Source organism: Microbacterium lacus (assembly GCF_044794305.1).
GTDB lineage: Bacteria > Actinomycetota > Actinomycetes > Actinomycetales > Microbacteriaceae > Microbacterium > Microbacterium lacus_B.
This window is the reverse complement of record NZ_CP084996.1, coordinates 949470-970071: the sequence shown is the minus strand read 5'-3', so window position 1 is coordinate 970071 and position 20602 is coordinate 949470. Positions and strand designations below refer to the sequence as shown.

The 20602-nt window shown below is 66.2% G+C and carries 15 protein-coding genes and 1 tRNA gene; 7 read left to right on the top strand and 9 right to left on the bottom strand.

The window, feature by feature from the left end; translation table 11 throughout:
- The first annotated feature begins 2 nt into the window (after positions 1-2).
- Positions 3-1037 carry an amidohydrolase family protein gene (locus LG299_RS04740; protein WP_404433811.1) on the top strand — a complete coding sequence of 345 codons (1035 nt, stop codon included), beginning with the start codon at positions 3-5 and terminating at the stop codon, positions 1035-1037.
- On the top strand, positions 1034-2305 hold the full coding sequence (gene kynU / locus LG299_RS04735) for a kynureninase (RefSeq protein WP_404433810.1): 1272 nt from the start codon (positions 1034-1036) through the stop codon (positions 2303-2305). Before LG299_RS04740 ends, kynU begins: the two co-directional genes overlap by 4 nt.
- A 12-nt stretch (positions 2306-2317) precedes the next feature.
- Here the strand turns inward: kynU and LG299_RS04730 are convergent, their stop codons facing one another.
- The 3 genes from LG299_RS04730 to LG299_RS04720 all read right to left on the bottom strand — a co-directional run bounded on the left by LG299_RS04730 (position 2318) and on the right by LG299_RS04720 (position 4277).
- Positions 2318-2671 carry an Lsr2 family protein gene (locus LG299_RS04730; RefSeq protein WP_404433809.1) on the bottom strand — a complete coding sequence of 118 codons (354 nt, stop codon included), beginning with the start codon at positions 2669-2671 and terminating at the stop codon, positions 2318-2320.
- 73 nt (positions 2672-2744) lie between these two features.
- The gene (locus tag LG299_RS04725; protein ID WP_404433808.1) at positions 2745-3596 is read right to left on the bottom strand and encodes a response regulator transcription factor; all 852 of its coding nucleotides are present in this window, start codon (positions 3594-3596) and stop codon (positions 2745-2747) included.
- A gap of 132 nt (positions 3597-3728) precedes the next feature.
- The gene (locus LG299_RS04720; RefSeq protein ID WP_404433807.1) at positions 3729-4277 is read right to left on the bottom strand and encodes a methylated-DNA--[protein]-cysteine S-methyltransferase; all 549 of its coding nucleotides are present in this window, start codon (positions 4275-4277) and stop codon (positions 3729-3731) included.
- A 170-nt stretch (positions 4278-4447) separates the two neighbouring features.
- Here LG299_RS04720 and LG299_RS04715 point away from each other — a divergent pair, with 170 nt between their 5' ends.
- A complete protein-coding gene (locus LG299_RS04715; RefSeq protein ID WP_404433806.1) occupies positions 4448-8179 on the top strand; it encodes an AAA family ATPase in 3732 nt (1243 codons plus the stop codon).
- 237 nt (positions 8180-8416) lie between these two features.
- Here LG299_RS04715 and mscL read toward each other — a convergent pair whose 3' ends face one another.
- Genes mscL through LG299_RS04700 form a run of 3 tightly spaced genes read right to left on the bottom strand, consistent with a single transcriptional unit; the run spans position 8417 to position 9826 of the window.
- On the bottom strand, positions 8417-8827 hold the full coding sequence (gene mscL, locus LG299_RS04710) for a large conductance mechanosensitive channel protein MscL (RefSeq protein WP_404433805.1): 411 nt from the start codon (positions 8825-8827) through the stop codon (positions 8417-8419).
- A 31-nt stretch (positions 8828-8858) separates the two neighbouring features.
- Positions 8859-9188, bottom strand: a complete 330-nt coding sequence (locus LG299_RS04705) for an FmdB family zinc ribbon protein (RefSeq protein ID WP_404433804.1) — start codon at positions 9186-9188, stop codon at positions 8859-8861.
- A 41-nt stretch (positions 9189-9229) separates the two neighbouring features.
- On the bottom strand, positions 9230-9826 hold the full coding sequence (locus LG299_RS04700) for a 5-formyltetrahydrofolate cyclo-ligase (RefSeq protein WP_404433803.1): 597 nt from the start codon (positions 9824-9826) through the stop codon (positions 9230-9232).
- Between the two features lie 44 nt (positions 9827-9870).
- Here LG299_RS04700 and galU point away from each other — a divergent pair, with 44 nt between their 5' ends.
- From galU to LG299_RS04680, 4 genes are all read left to right on the top strand, one after another.
- Entirely contained in the window at positions 9871-10758 is an 888-nt protein-coding gene (galU, locus tag LG299_RS04695; RefSeq protein WP_404433802.1) for a UTP--glucose-1-phosphate uridylyltransferase GalU, read from the top strand.
- Between the two features lie 25 nt (positions 10759-10783).
- Positions 10784-11413, top strand: a complete 630-nt coding sequence (locus tag LG299_RS04690; RefSeq protein WP_404433801.1) for a GNAT family N-acetyltransferase — start codon at positions 10784-10786, stop codon at positions 11411-11413.
- A gap of 78 nt (positions 11414-11491) precedes the next feature.
- A complete protein-coding gene (locus LG299_RS04685; protein ID WP_404433800.1) occupies positions 11492-12364 on the top strand; it encodes a large exoprotein in 873 nt (290 codons plus the stop codon).
- A 51-nt stretch (positions 12365-12415) separates the two neighbouring features.
- Positions 12416-12491, top strand: a tRNA-Ala gene (locus LG299_RS04680).
- Positions 12492-12900: 409 nt separating this feature from the next.
- On the opposite strand, the gene LG299_RS04675 is transcribed toward LG299_RS04680, so the two are convergent.
- The 3 genes from LG299_RS04675 to LG299_RS04665 form a co-directional block, all read right to left on the bottom strand.
- Complete coding sequence (locus LG299_RS04675) at positions 12901-13920, bottom strand: helix-turn-helix domain-containing protein (RefSeq protein ID WP_404433799.1); 1020 nt, start codon at positions 13918-13920, stop codon at positions 12901-12903.
- 74 nt (positions 13921-13994) lie between these two features.
- Positions 13995-14966 (bottom strand): alpha/beta hydrolase, encoded by a 972-nt coding sequence (locus LG299_RS04670; RefSeq protein WP_404433798.1) that lies wholly within the window; start codon positions 14964-14966, stop codon positions 13995-13997.
- A 199-nt stretch (positions 14967-15165) separates the two neighbouring features.
- Positions 15166-20553, bottom strand: coding sequence for a fibronectin type III domain-containing protein (locus tag LG299_RS04665; protein ID WP_404433797.1), 5388 nt, complete (start codon positions 20551-20553; stop codon positions 15166-15168).
- Positions 20554-20602 lie beyond the last annotated feature (49 nt).

Here is a 20602-nt window from a genome sequence, read left to right as displayed (position 1 = left end):
ACGTGGGCACGATCGATGTGCACACGCACATGGTGCCTCGGGGCTGGCCAGACCTCACCGCAGAGGTTGGGCCCGGCCCCTGGCCCCAATTGCGCGTGGATTCTGAGCGCGAGGCGATGATCATGATCGGCTCCAGCGAGTTCCGACGCATCGATGAGCGTTGCTGGGATGCCGATGCCCGGATCGCAGACATGGATGCGGACGGGGTCGATATCCAGGTCGTTTCTCCGACGCCGGTGTTCTTTGCCTACGCCAAGCCCGCAGCGGAGGCCGCAAAGGTTGCGCGCATCTTCAACGATCTGACGTTGGAGTTGTGCGCCGCGCAACCCGATCGGCTGATCCCCTTCGCGCAGGTGCCGTTGCAAGACACCGATGCCGCGTGCGTCGAACTGGACCGCGCGATCGCATCGGGGCACGTCGGGGTCGAGATCGGCAACCACGTGGGGGATCGCGACCTCGATCACGAGGGCATCGTCACTTTCTTGCAGCACTGCGCCGATCGCGCCGTGCCCGTCTTCGTGCATCCGTGGGACATGCCCGATTCGCCGCGGCTCGACCGCTGGATGGCTCGCTGGCTAACCGGGATGCCAGCGGAGACCCATCTGTCGATCATCGCGCTGATTCTCGGCGGAGTCCTCGACCGTGTGCCCGACTCGTTGCGCCTCTGCTTCGCTCACGGCGGTGGTTCCTTCGCGTTCTGGTTGGGTCGCCTTGAGAACGCGTGGCATAAGCGTCCGGATGCGGTCGGTGTCAGCGAACGCCCTCCGACGGAATACCTCGACCGCTTCAGCGTGGACTCGGTCGTCTTCGATCCCGCGGCTTTGCGTCTACTGGTGGATACGCTGGGAGCTGGGCAGGTGATGCTCGGCAGTGACTACCCCTACCCACTGGGTGAACGCCCTGTCGGTGCGGTGATCGATCGTGCCGAGTTCCTCACCGAGGCGCAGAGGGAGGCGATCCGCCACGAAAACGCGCGCCGCTTTCTGTCGCTGTCGCCATCTCACATCTCGAGCCGAGAAGGATCCGTCCGCACATGAGTACTATCCCCGCCGCCGCCCCGATCGATCGTGCTGCCTGCCTGGCGTGGGATGCCGCCGATCCGCTCGCGCCGTTCCGCGAGCGCTTCACGCTGCCCGAGGGAGTGATCTACCTCGACGGCAACTCGCTCGGTGCCTTACCCGCGTCGACCGCTGCGCATGTGCAGCGTGTGATCACCCAGGAGTGGGGCCAGGGGCTCATCCGCAGCTGGAACGACGCCGGGTGGTTCATGAAGCCACAGACTCTCGGTGACCGCATCGCGCCTCTCATCGGAGCCGCGCCGGGCGAGGTCGTGATCGGTGACTCGACCTCATCGAGCCTTTTCCAAACAGCTGTCGCGGGTATGCGCCTACGGCCCGGGCGCCGTGTGGTCGTGTCGGAACGGGGGAGCTTTCCGACCGATCTCTACGTGCTGGAGAGCGTGCAAGAGATGCTCAGCGGGGCCGAGCCGATCGAACGTCGACTCATCCACGACGACGGACCGACCCTCGACGACGTGCTCGACGAGGACGTCGCGATCGTCGTCCTGACGCACGTCGACTACCGCACAGGCCGTCTGTACGACATGACCGAGGTGACGCGTCAGGTGCAGGCCGCCGGCGCGATCATGATCTGGGATCTTTGCCACAGCGCCGGCGCCCTGCCGGTTGACCTCAACGGTGTCGGCGCCGATCTCGCCGTCGGCTGCACCTACAAATACATCAACGGCGGACCCGGTTCGCCGTCCTTCATCTGGGTGGCAGAGCGTCACCAGGCCGAGGCCCGCCCGGCGGTGACCGGGTGGCAGGGGCATGCGCGCCCGTTCGATTTCGAGGTCGAGTATGCCCCGACTCCGGGAGTCGGCCGGTTTCGGGTGGGTACGCCGCCGCTCCTGTCGTACGCGGCGCTCGAGGCGAGCCTCGAGATCTGGGAGGAAGTCGATCTTGCCCGGCTGCGCGAGAAGAGTCTCGCGCTGACCGACCTCTTCATCGCGCTTGTCGATGAGCGACTGGCGGACTGGGGCATCGAAGTCGTCACGCCTCGCGAGCACGAGGCCCGGGGGAGCCAGGTCGCACTCCGCGGAGGCGACGGTTATGCGGTGATGCAGGCGATCATCGCCCGCGGCGTGATCGGTGACTTTCGCGCGCCAGACCTGATGAGGTTCGGTTTCGCGCCTCTCTACGTCACCTTTGCCGACGTCTGGGACGCAGTCGAGGTTCTGCGCGACGTTCTCGAAAGAGAAGAGTGGCGCAAGCCCGAGTACTCGCGCCGCGGCGCGGTGACCTAAACCCCGAACGCGCTAGTGCGCGGCTTCGTACGCGTCGAGAACGGATGCTGGCACCCGGCCCCGCTCCGACACTTGGTAGCCGTTGCTCTTGGCCCAGTCGCGAATCGCGCTGTAATCCTGTTGTCCGGTGCGGCGACGCTTGCGCGCGGCGTCTGCGCCCGCGGACGATGCGCGAGCGGACGAGATCGAGCGCCCCGCGGCGACGTACGGCGCAAGGGCCGTGCGGAGTGCGTCGGCATTGTCGCCGGTGAGATCGATCTCGTAGGCAACCCCGTCCACGGAGAAGAGCACGGTTTCGCCTTCACCGACTTCGAGGACTGTTCCGTCGATATCGTCGACGAGCTGATGCACAATTCTGCGGGCCATAGCGCCGACCATACGCGCAGTTGTCGCACGCGACCATTGCGAATTCGAAGAAGTCGCAAAACTCGGAGAAAAGCTAAGGGAGAAGTCCGACTCGGCGCGCTTTTGCGACCGCGGCGTGACGGGTCGAGGCATCCAGTTTCGCCATTGCTGATTGCAGATAAGACTTGACGGTCACTTCTTTGAGCGAGAGCGTCCCGGCGATCTCGGCGTTCGTGGCACCGAGCGCCGCGCATGCGAGTACATCGATCTCACGCGGAGAGAGGCGCACCTCGGGAGCCCCGATCTCGATCTCCGCTGTCGACAGCGACGCCAGTCGGCGCTCGAGAGCGCCGAGTCGTTCACGCAGCGCGCGGTCTTCGATCGAGGCGCGGATGCTGCGCAGTTCAGCGTAAGTCTCGCGCAAGCCCTCGCGAGCCGAGGCATCCATCCCGTGATCGCTTGTGGCTTTCGTCACCAGGGACAGCCGACGCTCGACTTCGTCGCGCACCCGCAGTTCGGTGGCGAGTTCCTGCGCAACCCCGAACGCTTGACCTGCCACATCGCCGACCGGCGACTTCGACCATGACCCGCAATAGATGATTCCCCGTGCCCGTGCTCCGACGACGACGGGAACGGCGAACAGAGTCGAGATTCCCTCGCCGAGGACGGCTTGATCGTAGTCGTGGGTGATGCCGCGTGCTGACCGATAGTCGACGGCGAGGCGCGGCCGCTTCTCGACCATGGCTCGTCCACCGAGCCCCCGGGACTCGTGAACCACGAGCCCCTCGAGGTGTTTCGTTCTCGCTCCGACGATCGAGGTCACCTCGACTGAATGGTCGTGCTCGATGCCGCCGAACACCACAGGGAAGTGCGTGCGTCGGGCTAATTGGTGCACAGCGCGCGAGACCAATTGTGCGTCGGTTTCGCCGGCGGAAGGGAAATCCACCTACTACCTACTTCCCAGGTGACGGCCGCAGCGCCGTGTTCGTAGCGTCGACGATATCACTGGGCCAAATGCAGCGGCCCGGAGGAGGTAGCCGTCCGGGCCGCTGCACTGTCGGGAATGCACGCGGACGGCCTACACGCCCGCGGCTTCACGTTCGTCCTGCTCCACCTCGTTCTGTTCGAGATCGATGAGGTACTTCTTCATTTCGGGCCGCCCGCCGTACTCGCCGAGAGAGCCGTCGGCCCGCACGACTCGGTGCACCGGAACGACGATCGAGAACGGGGTGCGCGCGCATGCAGTGCCGACGGCACGCGCCGCGCCGGGGCTGCCTGCAGTGATCGCAACCTCTCCGTACCCAGCGGTCTCGCCATAAGGAATGTCGCAGACGGCCTTCAACGCCTCCAGAGTGAATCCGCTGATCAGTCCCCAGTCCAAGGGAAGTTCGAACGCGCGGCGTCCGCCCGAGAAGTACTCGTCGAGCTGCCGGGCGGCTTCGTTGATTGCAGCATCCGTCGTATCAAGTACCGGCAGAGCACGAAGCATCAGCGCCGCGTTGTCGAGTGCTGCATCGACGTCGTCGACCGGATGCAGCAGCACGATGCCGCCGCCTGCGGTGACGATCAGGATGTCGCCGAGCGGGGAGGGATGTACGCAGAAGTGCGGTGTCGGGAGAGTGGTCACGCGATCATCCTGTTCGCACGGCGTGCTCGAACACGGTCGACGCCGGAGGATTGTGGAGTCTTGGCCGCAGCGGCGCGTGGTGCAGGAGCGGATGACGGTTGCAACTCAGAAGACCCCAATACCGCGAAACTCGCTCGGGATGCAAGAGCGCCGCGAAGTCGGCCCTTAGGGTGGCTCGTGTGTGGCGAGCAGAAGGCAACGCCGTGATCGGCGCAGAAGATGCCCCGCCCGCGGCCAACGTAACTCCGGGTGACCTCGGTCTTTCGGAGCCCGGGGTGACGGTCATGCACATTGCTGAGCCCGAACGCGAGCGGTTGCGCGACGAAGCGGCGGCGCTGGGCGGCAGGTCGACCCTGCTGCACTTTTCGGACGACGACGCCGCACTCGAGATCACCAAGGCCCACCCCAGTAGTCTTCCCCAGTTCTTCACGGGCCGCTCGACGCTCCTGTCCAACCTTTTCCGTGATGAGGTCGCACGCCGAAACGCGCGTCTGGCCGCTGAGCGCATCACCGCCAAGAGCGTTGAACTCCACACCACGCGCGGAATCGACACCGTCAGCCTCGCCGTCGGACTCGCGTCGTGGAAGATCGGCGGGCTCGCCTGCACCGCTCCGGTGCTGCTGCGCCCCCTCGCTATCCGGCGACACCACGCCGACTTCGAGCTCAAACTGCACGGCTCGTTCGTCATCAACCCCGAGCTGATCGCGGCACTGCACACCCACTTCGGCATCGAACTCGACGGTGTGGCACTGGCCGCTCATGCGTATGCCGGGGGAGTCTTTGCTCCGCAGCCGATCATCGATCACCTGCGCTCGATCACCTCATCGATCGAATCGTTCACCGTGCAACCGCGCATGCTCGCCTCGAGTTTCGCCGATATCGCCGTCGCGATGTCGCGCGACTGCGTCCATCTCGACCACACGATTCTCAACGCCCTCGCGGGTCATCCCGACGATCGGGAGAACCTCGCGATGCAGCGCGACGTGCCCTCGCGTTCGCACCCGGATGACCGTTCGCCCGCGTCGGACACGCTGTTGTTGGATGCGGATGCTGAGCAAGAGGCCGTGCTCGCCCGGATCGTCGCCGGTCAATCGCTGGCGGTGCACACACTTCCCGGCACCGGTGGCACTCAGACCGTCATCAACGCCGTCGGTGCGCTGGCTCGTGACGGCAAGCGAGTCCTCGTCGTGAGCGCGCGCAGCTCGACCATCGACGGCGTGCGCCACAGACTCGCCGGCATCGGCCTGCCCGCTCTGGCCGCTTCGCCGCGCCAGTTGCAGCGCGACCTCATTCGGGCGATCGGTCGCAACGAGAAAGCCGAACAGCCCAAGGTCGCCGATATCGACGACGCCCTCGTCCGGTTGCGGGGCGTGCTCCGCGACTACCGAGGCGCGATCACGCAAACCCACGACGGCCTGGGTGTGTCGATGCTCGACATCCTCCGCTCGCTCGCGGGCATCTCGGCACAGACTCCGCCGCCGCAGACCACGACACGCTTCGACGCGCGCGTGCTCCACCGCCTCGCGCCGGTACGGCGCGCGGCAGCCGGAAAGCTCGCGGACGCCGCGCGACTGGGCGAGTTCCGCTTCGGCCCTGACGATTCACCCTGGTACGGCGTCACCTTCGCTACGACAGAGCAGGCGCGCTCGGCACACGCGCTGGCCGCGCGAGTTCACCGCCACGACGTGCCGGCCCTTCTTGAGCGCGGCTACGCGCTCATTGCGCAGACGCGGATGCGGCCGTTTCGGACCATCGCCGAGCTGGGCGAGTACCTGCGGGTACTGCAGGGCATCCGCGACTCGCTCGACCGGTTCAGCCTCACCGTCTTCGAACGGCCCCTGGGCGAACTGATCCAGGCCCACGGCCCGCGCCGCGATTCGCCGAACATGACCGGAGCCAACCGCCGCCGTTTGCGCCGGTTATCGCGCGAGTACGTGCGCCCCGGCGTGCACATCGTCGACATGTACGAGTCGCTCCAGCGTATCCAGCAGCAGCGCACGCAGTGGCAGCGTTTCGTCGACGCCGGCGTCGCGCCGGAAGTACCTCTCGGCCTTGCGGACGTGCACGTCGCATGGCAGCGCGTGGATGCCGACCTGAGCGAACTCGACGCGCTCTTGGGCCGTACCGGAGGCGACCGGCTTGCCGCCCGCCCCGTCGGAGAGCTCGTACGCATCCTCGCGGGGCTCGCCGCCGACTCGGCCGTGTTCGACAACCTCGTCGAGCGGGCAACACTGCGCTCCGAGCTCGCCGAACTCGGTCTCGAGCCCCTGCTGGCCGAACTATCGGTCCGGCACGTTCCCGAAGACCACGTCGGTGCCGAGCTCGAGTTCGCGTGGTGGCAGTCCGCGCTCGAACATCTGCTCCGCTCCGACCGGGCGCTCCTCGGTGCGAACACTGCGGTTGTCGACAGGCTGGAGCGAGACTTCCGACTCGTCGATGAAGCTCACGCCGCGGCATCCGGCCCCCTACTCGCTTCGCAACTGGCCACGCAATGGCGCATCGGAATCGTCGATCACGCCAGCGAAGCCACCGCGCTCAAGTCGGCGCTGAAAGAGGGCGTGACCGCGCCCGATCAGATCATGAGCGTCGCACCCACACTGCTGCGCACCCTCGCGCCCGTGTGGCTGGCCTCGCCCTATGACGTTCCCGCGATTCCGGCCGATTTCGGCTTCGATGTCGTGATCGTGGCGGATGCGGGAGCCCTCTGCCTCGCCGAGGCCACCCCCGCGCTGCGCAGGGCGAAGCAAGTGGTCGTGTTCGGCGACCCCGTCACGCAGAAGCCGACTCCGTTCCGGATCGCGGCCGGGTACTCGGGCGATGAAGAAGAAGCGCCCGATGCGCCGTTCGATGAGGTGAGCCTGTTCGAGCGACTCGCCGACATCGTGCCGGTCGAGACTCTGACCCGAAGCTACCGCGCAGGTGGCGAAGACCTTGCCGAACTCGTGAACGATGCCTTCTACGGCGGTGAGCTCTCGTCCTTCCCGTGGGCGGGGTCCTACCTCGGCCGGGGGAGCCTCAGCGTCGATTACGTCGAGGGCGGGACCGGAGCCCCTGACCCGGTGAGCGGTGCCGTCGAGAGCCCCGATGCCGAGGTCAAGCGCGTCGTCACGCTCGTGGTCGAACACGCGATCAACCGCGGGAGCGAGTCGCTCATGGTCGTCACGGCCAGCGCCAAGCATGCCGAGCGCATTCGCGCGGCCGTCGAGGCGGCCTTCGCGGGCCGTGCCGATGTGGCCGACTTCGTCGCCCGTGAGACCGCCGAGCCGTTCGCCGTCTTGACCCTCGAACAGTCCGTGGCCGCCAGCCGTGATCGCGTGATCTTCTCACTCGGTTTCGGGCTCACCAAGCACGGCCGTGTGCTCAGCGACTTCGGCGATCTCTCCACGCCGGACGGCGAGCGACTGCTCACCGTCGGCATGACGCGCGCACGCCGCTCGATGGTGATCGTGTCATCGATCCGGCCGTCGGCTTTCGATGATGGACGCCTCGAATTCGGCGCTGCGACGCTCATGAACATTCTCGGTGGAATCGCCGCCCGTTCTCGCGAAGCGCGCCTCGAAGACCTCGCCGACCCGCTCACCCTCGCGCTCGCCCGTGAACTACGGAGCCTCGGCGTCGCTGTTGACGTGCACTACCGAGGGCTTCTGCCACTCGTGGCCCAGTACGCCGGAAAGGCCGTGGTCGCCGAGAGCGACCCCGAGACGATCGGTGACTCGCTGCGCGAGTCGTTGCGCCTCCGGCCCCAGATCCTGCGCCGACTGGGCTGGCACTACGTGCGCGTGCACGCGTTCGATCTGTACAGCGATCCGGGCGCCGTCGCCGCCCGCATCGCCGCTCTGCTCGGTGTGCCGCCAGCCGTCCCGCGCGCGGATACCGACACCCAGCCGTTCGATGTGCCCTGACGCCGGTTCGTCTGACGACGGTTCTGCCGACGACGAACGTCAGCGGATTGTGCGCGTGCCGGGATCCCGGCGGGCACAACTGACCCCCGCGCCGGGAACGATGGCAGAGATGCCCGTAAACGATGATGATCCGGATGCCGCGGCATCCGGATCATCATCACCCTCGAGCACGGGGCCCAACGACGACCGCATGCGACGGGATGTCCCGCCGCACTGGTGAGCGTCGCTCGCCTTCGGTCAGGCGCGCTGCTGCTTCTCGAGCAGATCGCGGATCTGGAGCAGGAGCTCCGCCTCGGTGGGCGTGGCGTCAGGCTCTTCGACGACGCCGGCCTTCGCGGCAGCTGCTTGCTTCCATCGGTTCATCGGCATGACGAAGACGAAGTAGACGACGACGGCTACAGCGAGGAAGTTGATGAGGGCGCCGACGATCGCGCCGAGCGGGAAGAACACCTCGTTGCCGTTCACGCCGACGAAAGTGGGGCCGACCTCGGCGAGTGAGTCAGCCTGGAAGATGAGTGCGATCAGGGGATTGATGAGGCCCGCAACAATGGCGTTCACGATCGCGGTGAACGCAGCGCCGATGACCACGGCCACGGCCAGATCGATCACATTGCCGCGGAGAATGAATTCTTTGAACCCGTTGATCATGCGTTGCCTCCCGATGGCGACGATGCGCCCATTACGAACCCGACGGAGCGGGGGAGGACTTCGCCTCCTTCTTCGATGATGTCGAAGAAGAAGATGACCCGCCACTTTCACTCGAACTCTTGCTCGGGGATGCGGTGGAGGAGGAGGACGCGTCGGAGCCCTTGTCGGACGATGACCCAGAAGCCGCCCGCGAGTCATTGCGGTAGAAGCCCGAACCGTTGAAGGTCACCCCGATCGACCCGTACTCCTTGCGCAGTGGTCCGCCGCACTCTGGGCACACGGTCAGCGTGGGGTCGGCGAAGGACTGGACGGCATCGAAGCGGTGTCCGCACTGCTTGCAGGCGTAGGCGTAAGTGGGCATTCTGACTTTCAGCTGGGCGAATCGGGTGAGCGCGGGGGCGGCTAGCGCCGCGGCGGAGTGAGATCGAGAGTCTGCGTGGGGGTGACGATTCCGGTCACCGGCTGGTCGTGCACATCCGAGGGCACCTCGTCGAGGATCTCAGAGTCGAAGATCACGGCGTAGACCGGAGGGCAGCCCTCCATCGATCCGAGGGTCTTATCGAAGTATCCGCGACCCCAGCCGAGCCGCATTCCGTCCCGACCTACAGCAGCGGCGGGAATCACGAGAACGTCGACATCGCCGACGGCGATGGGGCCGAGAAGTTCGCCCTCGGGCTCAGGCATACCGAAGAGTCCTTCGGTGATGTCCGCTCCGGGCACAGCGACCGACCAGTCCAGCAGCCCGTCTGCGCGCGTGATGGGCAAGAGCACGCGGATGCCGCGGGCGACCGCTGCATCGACGAACTCACGCGTGCCCGGTTCTGTCGTGGTGGAGAGAAAGCACGACATGGAACGGACGCCGAATCGTTCTGTCAGGGCATCGAGTTGGGTGCGGATGCCGAGGGCCGCGGCATCCCTCGCCGACTGCGAACGCAACTGACGTCGCTCGCGCAACTCAGCGCGCAGGGCGCGCTTCGCGTCGGCGATGGCGTCGGACATGCCTCGATTCTAGGCGCGGTGTATCGGCTCGGTAGGATCGAGGCATGGCTCACTCCCCCTTCAAGGCCGTCATTCCTGCCGCTGGTCTCGGTACCCGGTTCCTTCCCGCCACCAAGGCGATGCCGAAGGAGATGCTGCCGGTCGTCGACAAGCCGGCTATCCAGTACGTCGTCGAAGAGGCCGTGAAGGCGGGCATCGACGACATCTTGGTCATCATCGGACGCAACAAGAACGCGATCTCGAACCACTTCGACTCCGTTCCCGAGCTCGAGGTCAACCTCAAGCACAAGGGCGACAAGGAGCGGCTCCAGCGCGTGCTCGCCTCGAGCGATCTCGCCGACATCCACTTCGTCCGCCAGGGCGAGCCCAAGGGTCTCGGGCATGCGGTTTTGCGCGCCCGCGCACACGTGGGCAACTCTCCCTTCGCCGTCATGCTCGGTGACGACCTGATCGACGAGCGAGACGAACTGCTCGCGACGATGATTGCCGAGCACGAGCGCACGGGAGCAGCCGTGATCGCGCTGATGGAAGTCGACCGTGACCACATCCACATGTACGGCGCCGCCGCGATCGAAGAGACGGACACTGAAGACATCGTTCGGGTGACCGGCCTCGTCGAGAAGCCCAAGGCCGAGGACGCGCCCTCGAACTACGCGGTCATCGGCCGTTACGTGCTGGCTCCGTCTGTGTTCGACATTCTCGAGCGCACCGAGCCGGGCAAGGGTGGCGAAATTCAGCTCACCGACGCTCTGCAAGAGCTCGCTGCTGACCCGAACGGACCCGGCGTGCGGGGAGTCGTGTTCCGCGGCCGCCGTTACGACACCGGCGATAGAGTTGACTACATCAAGGCCATCGTGCAGCTCGCCGCAGATCGAGAAGATCTCGGACCCGAGTTGCGGCCGTGGTTCAAGGAGTTCGCGGCGAAGCTCTGATCTTCGCTCTGCACGAGGGGGTCGCATGGAGCCGATCGGTCCTCGTCGGCACGGCCCGGTGTCGTTGCGACTCGTCAAACCTCGGGATGCACGAACGTTGCAGAACGAGTTGATGGGCAATCGTTCGTGGTTGCGCCCCTGGGAGGCCACGAGCCCCGAAGGCCCGGTCTCGTTCGACATGCGCGTGGGCGTCCGCCGGTTGTTGCAGCAGTATCGGGACGGCGCCAGCGTGCCGTTCGTGATGGAATACAACGGCGACATCGCCGGGCAGCTCAACGTGTGGGGAATCGCGCGGGGGTCGCTTGCGTCGGCAACCATCGGGTACTGGGTGAGCGAGAGGTTCGCAGGACGCGGCATCACGCCGACGGCAGTGGCCTTGGCCACCGATGTGTGCTTCAGCGAGTTGCACCTGCATCGCATGGAGATCTGCATCCGTCCCGAAAATCATGCAAGCCTGCGCATCGTCGAAAAGCTCGGCTTCCGCTACGAAGGCCTGCGCCGCCGCTTCATCCATATCGATGGCGATTGGCGCGACCACTACACGTTCGCTCTCGTGCGCGAGGACGTGCCGCAGGGTGTGCTGCAGCGTTGGGTGTCGGGGCAGGTGCCACAAGATGCGGCAACCGTTCCGCCCGCAGATCGACTCCACGCCTGAGCGGGTTCTTCGCACGGGGTTGCAGACACGCGACGAGGTATCGCAGGATGCGGCACGCGGTCGCATACCTTTGGACGCATGGGTGGGCAGGTATTGGGTGGGGGAGTGATCGTACTCGTCGCAGCGCTGCTGTGGCTCGTCTACCTTTTGCCCTCCTGGAATAGTCGCCGCCAGTACGACGCCGCAGAGCGAAACGCCGTTCGCCTCAACCAGGCACTGCGCGTGCTCGCCGAGACCAGCGAGACCCCAGAAGAGGTCCGGCTCGAGCTCAACGCCCGCACGGCCCTTGCGCAGCAAAAACTCGCCCGCAGAGCGCTGGTTGAACGCGAGCAGACCGCGCTCGAGCAGCACAAGATCGAACTCGAGCAGGCAAAGATCGACCTTGAACGGGCGCGAGACGAGCGCGTAGCCGCGATGTCGGCTCCCGTCGTTCGCCGGGCACGTGCGCGTCGACGCCTCCGGCTCGCGATCACCGTTTTCGGAATCTTCGCTGTCGGCGCGGCCATGTGGGGTGCAGTACAGGTAGTCGCGACCGGATCACAGCTCTTGCTGTGGGCCGGCGTCGGGACCGCGGTTCTGTCGGGGTTGCTTCTGCAAAGGATGTCCCGGGTGGGTGCGCGCACCGTTGAGCGGGTGGCGGATGCTCCCGCCGTCCGTGTGGCGACCGTTCAAGATCTTGCTGTCGGTGCGCCCCGCGCCTGGGCTCCGCGTGAATTGCCGAAGCCGCTCACGGCCTCTGCGGGATCACGCGCAGCGACGATGTTGGATGCTGAAGCTGCGCGCGAAGCGCTACGTTACGCGGCGGTCGAAGAGTCGATGCGCCAGCGCGCCGAGGCTCAGCGGCCACCGTCGATCGAGTTCGCCCGTTCTGGAGCTGCCGGTGCCGTCGACGACTCCGCCATCGAGGCGCACGTGCGCGAGTTGCTCGCGCGCCGCGCGGTCGGGCAGTAGCGCTTGACTCGGGTTGCTCTTGGAGCCGTGATAACCTAACTGAGGTTTTACGGGCCTATGGCGCAGTTGGTAGCGCGCCTCGTTCGCATCGAGGAGGTCAGGAGTTCGAATCTCCTTAGGTCCACCATAGAAAACCCCCGCTCAGCGGGGGTTTTCTATGCACGGGCAGAGCAGTTTGTGGCAGATGCTGGCACCTCGCGGTACCGGTTCGGCGACGTCGTTCTGCGGGGGTTGCGACGGAGTTGGCGGCCGCAATGCGGGTTAGGCGCGCATCACGGAGAGGCACGCCGAGATCCTGGTTGACGGTGTCGACGAGCTCGAGCCCGACCTCCGTCATTGCTCTTCCCGCGGGCGCTCGCGCTCGCGGAAGCCGACCCGGTCGGGCGTTCCGGCGCGAGTTACGCCGTCTGATCGACGAAGCCCGGGTCGTCACCCTCGCCGAACGTCACGAGGCCGCGCTGCAACAACGCCGAATCCTGGTTGAGTCGGCCGGGGACGGGGATGGCGTGGCGTCGAGTTCGCCGCGCGCTGACGGCTCATTCTGAGACGACGTCGAACCTATTCGTGAGCGCGGAATGCATGGCCAGTGCCAGCGCCAGACGAGTCCGTCCGTGCGGGACCCTGATGTCGAATCCGAGTGCATCAGAGAATGCGGCGGCGCGTGCCTGCACCGTCGAGTGATGGAGGCCGCATTCGGAGGCTACCGAGCGCAGGCTGTCGGTTGACGCGATGCACTCCAGCAGGTCCAGCGCGTTCGACCGGGTGCGTACCAGCTCTGACAGAGCGCATACGTCGGACGGAGCATCCTGACCCGCGTCGACCAGGCGATCGGCGGCTTCGACGAGGAGCAACAACACGCCCAGTTCGTCTGCATGCACGGTCGGTGTTCGGGTCGATGTCAGTCGAAGGGCAGCGAGCGCCGACGCCCACGATTCCCCGAGGTGATCGGGGATCTTCGCCACGCCGATGCCGGCTCTCTCGCCGTCCACCGGCTCCGATTGCTCGTAAACCGACACCCGCACCATCCCGACTCGAGTGGGTACAGTCACCGATGGCCCCCGTACGGAGTCGTCGACGGCGCGGGCGACGATGCGGTGCAGTGACTGAGTCGACAGCTTCAGACTGCGGGCGGCGGCCAGTCGTGCCTCAACGGTGGATGCCGGGTCGATCAGGGTCTGCAGGGCACGACGTGTCGCCGCCTCGGCTGAGGTGCGTTCCCATGCGATGCTGAGTGCGATCGCCAACCGCTCGAGGATCATCTCGTCGTTAGCGTGTGCGGGTCCACTCCGCTCGATCCAGGCGATGCCATCATCACCGAAAGTGCGTGATGGCCAGTCGCCCCGCGTCACAGGGGAGCGGGCGCCCGTCGCGTCGACCCTCATCTCGGTGCGGCCGGCGATCGCTCCCGCGCCGCAGCCACTCAAGATCGCCGCGCCCCGCAACAGCACATCGGTGCTCGCATGGCCGTCGACCAGCGCGTCGAAGTACGCGATGACCTTGAGCGTCTCTGTCGCCTCGGCATCCAGAGCCGTGAGGCGACCCACCAGTTCTTGCATCTTCGCCGCCTGTGGGAGTTGACCGTCGGCCCCACCCTAGCCGTCACCGGCGCGGGTGAGGCCGACGGTTCAGGTCATGACCCGAGAACGCGTCGCAACCATGCCACTCGCGCAGCGCGAGCCTCGAGGGAGAGCCTCGCCTGAGGCGCCATGGCGTCAAAGCCGTGGAACCCGCCGGGCCAGACATGCAACTCGGCGACACCGCCCTGCTCCCAGATGCGCGATGCATATGCGACGTCTTCGTCCCGGAACACTTCTGCTGTGGCCACATCGATGAACGCGGGCGGGAGATTCGTCAGGTCGGTCGCGCGGGAGGGCGCGGCGTAGATCGACACGGAGCCGGTCTTGCGACGGTGACCGAGGAGCGCATCCCATCCTGTGTCATTGCTTCCGCGATCCCACACGCCGAACCCGTCGACCTGGTAACTCGAGACGGTTTCGTTTCGGTCATCCAGCATCGGGTAGATGAGCAACTGGCCCGCAAGCGCGGGTGTGCCCAGGTCACGTGCCTTGAGCGAAACCCCTGCAGCGAGCCCCCCGCCTGCGCTTACTCCGCCGATGATGATCCGCGCAGGGTCGATGCCGAGTTCTTCCGCGTGCTCGGCCATCCAGACCAAACCGGCGTAGCAATCGTCGACGGGTGCAGGGTCTGGATTCTCAGGGGCCAGACGGTACTCGATCGACACCACCACGACGTCGAGATCATGTACCCATGAGAGGTACTCCTCGGCGCCCGTGAAGCGGTCGCCGATGACCATGCCACCGCCGTGTGTGTAGCAGATACCCGGGCCGCCCCAGGCGTGGTCGCTCCGACGGAAGATCGACACAGTCATATCCGGCGCCCCCTCGGGACCCGGGATGACCCTCTCCTCATGCTCGATGGGGCGATCGCCGATCAGGTCGGCGATCGGCACGGCGAGAAGCCCGCCGGCGCGGAAGGGCTCGATCATCTCGGGCGATATCGTCGGGGGGAGCATCTCACCGACCACGGCGAGAACGGCGGCGAGTTCGACGTCGAAAGGCGGAGCGGGGTGGGTGTTCGTCATGCTGTCCTCCATTGGCACATTCACGGCACGGCCACTGCACTGTGGCTTTGATCAATGATCGACCGCGCCGCAGGTGTGGTGTACCGCCAGACAGGGGCAATTCTGTTCGTCCTGCCCGCCAATTGGCGGTCGCCCACGGCGCGAAAGCGAAACCCCGGCAGCGCGTGGAGCGCCACCGGGGTTTCTTGTGTTCGGGATGCTACTTGGTGACCTTGACCGACAACGGAGCACTCACCGTGACACCCGCCGCGTTGATGAACTCCACCGTGTATACGAACGTGCCCTTCGCTTTGCCGGTCACGGGCAGCGTGACCTTCTGTGCCCCGGGGGTGCCGATGGCAAGTGATCCGGCTGCCACCTCGACGCCGCCCTCGAGGAACCGGTAGGACGAGGCGTTGGTGCCCCACCACATGTCGGCAATCACGGTGTACGAACCGTCGCCGTCCCAGTTGTCAGCCGAGAGCACGGGCTTGCCGGGCGCTGCATCCGTCACCTTCACGGAGAGCGCCTTCGTTTCCGTCGTGCCCTTCGAGTTCACGAGCACACCCGTGAACTGGTAGGTGCCGTTGGCAAGCCCGGCAATCTCCACGACCGCCTTCTGCGCACTCGGCGACGCCATCGTCAACATGGTCGACGAGACGAGCACGCCGTCCTGGTAAAGCTTGAACAGCGAACCGTTCTCGCCCCACCACAGATCCATCGTCACCTGGAAGGTGCCGTCCTTGAGACCCGTGTCCCAGCCGTCATTCGACGACAGCACGCCCTTGCCGGGAGCTTTCGTCGCGCCGTCGTTGGACGGGACCTCCGGCAGGGTGACCGATGCTGTGGCCGCCGACCGCTGGCTCTCGCCGTGTTCGTTCACGCCGACGATCTCATACGTGTGGCTGGAGCCGAGCGCGAGACCCGTCACCGTGAGTGTCGTGCTCGTCGTCGTGCCGACCACCGTGTCGGTGCCGGCCGCGTAGACGCGGTAGCCCTCGAACGCGCTGCCCGCGGGCTCGGACGCGTCCCACGTGATCGTGATCGACGTGTCACTCGCCTTCGCCGCCGCAGGGTTGCCGGGGGCTCCCGCGCGGGTGGTGTCGACGACCGAGAGCCAACTCAGGACGGGGTCGGATGTTCCGGTGCCGCGTGCCGCTCGGAACAGGACCGTCGTCTCCTCCTCGAGCGAGAAGGCGATCGTCGATGTCCCCGTGGGTGAGGACGAGGAGAGGTCGACCGGCGTACCCATGATGACCTCGTCGGCCACGCTGACGCTCGGCGCGACCTGACGTGTGACGCCCCACCATTCCTGGTAGCCCGACATCAGCTCGTACGAGCCTGCCGGCAGTGTCAGGCGGTAGTCGATCGAACCGCCGCTACTGGCCCACCACCCCGTGGTGCGCTGCTTGTCGTACGCCCCCGTGACGCGGGCTTTCGCGCCGACGAAGCCAGCACCCGAGTCGATCGGGTTGACCAGACCCCAGCCGGTCTCTTCGGCGAACGCGCCGTCGGGAGCGTCGTTGCGCAGCAGGTCGCCGCGCAGCGCCGCCACCGCATCGAACGAGGGCGAGGTTCCGCCGCCGACCAGCGTCGCCGCGTCGACGAAGTACACCGTGCCCACAGGCACGACCTCGACGGTGAGGGTGACCGCCACGCCATCTGCGGATCCCGGCAGTGTCTCGACGGCAAATGGTGTCGCCGCTGTCGGCGTCCCCGTCCATGTCACCGCGACATCGTGTTTCACACCGCTGATCGTCGACAGCTCGACGGTCTCCGGCAGCTCGATGTCCGGCGTCCCAACCTCCACCGCAATGCGGTAGTCGGCAGCGGGAATGTAGGGCACCTCGATGAGGGCGTCGATCGCCGTCTGAAGCGCGGCGGCCGCAGCATCCACCTGCTCCTGCGTTGCAAGGACATCGTCGTACACGACCTTCGACGAGATGCCGACCGCGCGCATCGCTTGCCAGGAGTCGGATGAGTAGGCGCGGCGTGGGGCTTCGGATGCCTCGGTGAGCAACGCGGACAGCGCGGACTTGTCAACGACCACGCGCTTGTCATTGATGCCGATCCAGCTGAGCGCGGGTGCCTCCGTGCCGCCCGTGCCGGCCACCGAGAACGTCACTGTCGTCGGCTGCGTCAGCGTGAACGTCCCGCGCAGGACGGACGTCGAGCCGAGCGACCCGTTCACAAACGTGTGCGTGCCGATGGTCTGCGAGACGGGAAGGCCCGCGGCATCCGCGTACCCGATCGTCGTCGCGACGCGACGCGAGCGGTTCGACCCGGGGTTCCACCACTCGGTGTGACCCGACGCGATCTCGTAGTCGCCCGCCGGGAGAGTGAACCTGTACGCGATGGGTGTCGACGGTCCGGACGTGTACCAGCCCGTCTCTTTGGACTTGTCGTAGGGCGTCTGGTTCAGGCGGCCCTTGCCGGTATAAGTGCCGACGCGACCCCACCCAGCAGCGGTGGTGTACGCGGCATCGGGAGTGGTGTTGACGAGCGTGTCACCTGCGGCCGCGTCGATCGCGGGGAAGGCTGCACCATCGGCGGGCGCGTTCGCATCGACGAAGTATCTGGTGCCCGGCGGCACGACCTCGACGTACGCGCTCACGGCGAGAGACGGGTTGTTCACGAACGTGCCGTCCACTTTGACCATGTCGTACGGGTTCGCGAACTGCGCCGGGGTCGCCTGCCACGTGATGGGCGCGTCGATAGCGGCACCCGTCTCACTCGTGGCGGCGAGAGTCGCCGGCAGCTCGGGAACGACCGCGGGAGCCGTCGCCAGTCTCGGAAGCGTTTGCGTCACGGACACGGGTCGGATCGCCGGATCGACGGCACCCGTGCCTCCACCGCCGATCAGCACGTCGACGCCGTCGAGCGTGAAGGTGCCGCTCGTCGTGCGCACCGTCACGGTGTGCGGGCCGTCACTGAGTCCGCGTTGCCAGTAGGACGTCTGACGGTTGCCGGTCGCTCCGACGTTCGCGGTGCGTGCGGGCTCGTCATCGATCGTGATGGAGAGAGCGGATGCTGCGGTCGCTCCGATCAGGTTGAAGCCCGTGCCGTCCATGTCGAACGTGAACGAGCGACCCGTCGACAGCACGTGCTGCGTGCGGTTGAGGTGCGCATACCCGGCCTGCGAGAACGAGAAGCCGTTCGGGTAGGAGATGCGCGAGTCCGCGTCGTCGATCTTCACGGCGTGCCACGAGAGCCCGTCGATCGGTGTGACGGCGAGGTTGTCGAACCACGTGTTGTAGTAGCCGCTCACGATCGAGATGCGTCCCGACATGATGGGAGTCGACGACGTGTCGGCGTAGGTGGCAAGCACCTGACCGTCGAGAGTTGCTGTGATGACGTTCTCTCGGGCCTCGAGCTGCAGCGTGTGCCACGCGGAGGTGTCGAAGAGGAACGTCGTACCCGTCTGGACCACGGTGTCGCGTTTGCGCAGCTCCCACAGTCCGGTGTCGAAGACGCGCACGCTGTAGCCCGCGAGGTCGGCGCCCTCGGCGACGACCTGCCGCACCCCGATTCCGGCGAAGTTGCCCAGAGTCGCGTCGCGCGTGATTTCGTCGAGCGTGAAGTCGACGGACGCCGTGTAGTTCGTCCAGGAGTGGTCGCCGAGCACCGTCGCCGGGTTGGCTGTCGAGACGTTCCGCTGAGAGCCATCGCCCCACACGTTCCACGTGTAGCCGCGATTCTGAGCGTGATTGCGCTGCTCCATGACGTTGCCCTGAGCGCCGCCCGAGGGAACCACCTCGAACGCGCCGTTCTGGTCGGCTGTGTAGCGGGGCGATCCTCCGCGCCGCGTGACGTAGTCCATCGCGACGCCGTTCACATCGGCTGCGGAGTACTCGGTGTACTCGTAGTCGTCGGTGTAGGGGAGCGGCAGCACGTCATCTGACGAGGGCGAGGCGTACTCGCCTGAGGCGTACTCGGTCGTCGTTCCGTGGATGCCGTTCGGCAGTGTCGAGAGGGTCAGGATCGAGTAGGGCTGCACTTGCACCTGGTAGACCTGGTGCGAGACGCCGCCGATCGTCTCGGTACGGACGGGCACCACCTTGCCGATGTTCTTCATGTGATTCGCATCGACCGCCTCGCCGGCGTCCGGCCCGCGGGTTTCCCACACACCGAGGGCCGTGGACTCATCGCTGTCGAGGTTTGCAACCTTGACCTCGAAGTTGCGTACGCGGTTGGTGTTGTTAGCGTGCACCTGCGTGAACTCGGTGTCAGCACCGGCGTCCGTCTCGGCCTTCGGCGTCCGCAGAGTCAACACCGTCTTGGTCGACGTGTCGACGTTCGTGCCGCCGTCACCCTTCGTGCCGTCACCGCCGGATGCTCCCTCCACGTACTCCCAGCCCTCGTCGATGAACTGCATGAAGTGACGCACGAGCGTGATGCCCACGCCGCCCTCGTAGTAGCCCGACCAGGGGTCGGAGGCGCGGATGAGGTGTTTCGGCGAGTACTGCGAGCCCTCATACATCGCGCTCACGGCGGGCTGGAAGAGGAACGTCGTCATGTGACCGGGGTTCGCGTCCGAGCCGCTCCAGCGGTACGCGTTGATGAAGCGGTCGGCGATGTCGACGGCGCCGACCGTGCCGCCGATGCCGCCGCGCGCGGGGTCGGCGTTGATGCGGTACTCGGGGTCGATCATGGGCGACACGCCCTCGGAGTACAGCACCTCCATGCCGAACTCCTTGTTGAGGCGTGTGAGCGCGGCGTCACCGGAGATGTCGTAGTGGTAGCCGATCGCGTCGACCTGCTCGAGGGCGTCGGGGCTCGCGAGGATCGCGCGCGACACCTGGCCGACGTTGCGATACGAGTCCAGCGCGACGATCTTCACCTTCGAGTAGTCGTAGCGAGCCTCAGGCTTCTGAGCGTCGGCTTCGAGGCGCTTCGCAAAGTCAACGGTCCAGGCAAGCTCGCTGTTGATGTAGTTCGCGTGCACCTCGTTCTGCGAGGGGCTCATGTAGTCGAACTCGACGCCGTACGTGTCGAACGCAGCATCCATCGTCTCCTTGTACCACTGGTACCGGAGGTCGGCGTCGCCGTTCGTCCACGACGGCTCGCCCCAGCGCAGTGCCTCGACCTCGATGTGGGGATTGATCGATTGGGCGTCGGCGATGAAGTGGAAGCCTGCGCCGCGCAGCACGTTGGCAGGCTCGTCGGCCGAGCGCTTGGTCGCAGGCTCGGTGCCCGATGAGGTGTTGTTGTCAGCGCCGAGCTCGACCTTGATGTGCTTGAGCCCCGCCCCGGTCTCGGGGTTGAAGATCAGGTTCATGATGCGCCAATACACCTCGGGTTGCTCCTCCTTGTAGTCCAGGAGCAGGTTCGAGGTGTTGTTGCACGAGACCGACCCGAACCCCCCGAAGGTGTTGAACGGTAGGCCTGCGGCGTCGCGCTCGACATCGTTGCCATTGACGAGGATCTCGGCCCACGTCGTGACGTCGTCGTAGGTCAGCGTGGGAAGACCGCCGAGAGCGGCGGGCTGCACCGAGATCGACGAGGGGGTGGATGCTGCGCCTGCGGCGGGGGTGGCGACGAGTGCTCCGGAGAGCACGAGCGCACCGACGGTGAGGGGCGCGACAAGAAGTTTCGACAGCTTCGGCATGGGGTTCCTCGACAGTGAGATCAGCCGGTTCGTCCCGGCTTCAGCATCC

What these genes read in the sequence shown, in the direction of transcription:
- LG299_RS04670 (WP_404433798.1), bottom strand. Translation starts at nt 14,966, where the DNA reads ATGACGAACACCCACCCCGCTCCGCCTTTCGACGTCGAACTCGCCGCC.
- kynU (WP_404433810.1), top strand. Translation starts at nt 1,034, where the DNA reads ATGAGTACTATCCCCGCCGCCGCCCCGATCGATCGTGCTGCCTGCCTG.
- LG299_RS04685 (WP_404433800.1), top strand. Translation starts at nt 11,492, where the DNA reads ATGGGTGGGCAGGTATTGGGTGGGGGAGTGATCGTACTCGTCGCAGCG.
- LG299_RS04690 (WP_404433801.1), top strand. Translation starts at nt 10,784, where the DNA reads ATGGAGCCGATCGGTCCTCGTCGGCACGGCCCGGTGTCGTTGCGACTC.
- LG299_RS04730 (WP_404433809.1), bottom strand. Translation starts at nt 2,671, where the DNA reads ATGGCCCGCAGAATTGTGCATCAGCTCGTCGACGATATCGACGGAACA.
- galU (WP_404433802.1), top strand. Translation starts at nt 9,871, where the DNA reads ATGGCTCACTCCCCCTTCAAGGCCGTCATTCCTGCCGCTGGTCTCGGT.
- mscL (WP_404433805.1), bottom strand. Translation starts at nt 8,827, where the DNA reads ATGATCAACGGGTTCAAAGAATTCATTCTCCGCGGCAATGTGATCGAT.
- LG299_RS04705 (WP_404433804.1), bottom strand. Translation starts at nt 9,188, where the DNA reads ATGCCCACTTACGCCTACGCCTGCAAGCAGTGCGGACACCGCTTCGAT.
- LG299_RS04700 (WP_404433803.1), bottom strand. Translation starts at nt 9,826, where the DNA reads ATGTCCGACGCCATCGCCGACGCGAAGCGCGCCCTGCGCGCTGAGTTG.
- LG299_RS04665 (WP_404433797.1), bottom strand. Translation starts at nt 20,553, where the DNA reads ATGCCGAAGCTGTCGAAACTTCTTGTCGCGCCCCTCACCGTCGGTGCG.
- LG299_RS04675 (WP_404433799.1), bottom strand. Translation starts at nt 13,920, where the DNA reads ATGCAAGAACTGGTGGGTCGCCTCACGGCTCTGGATGCCGAGGCGACA.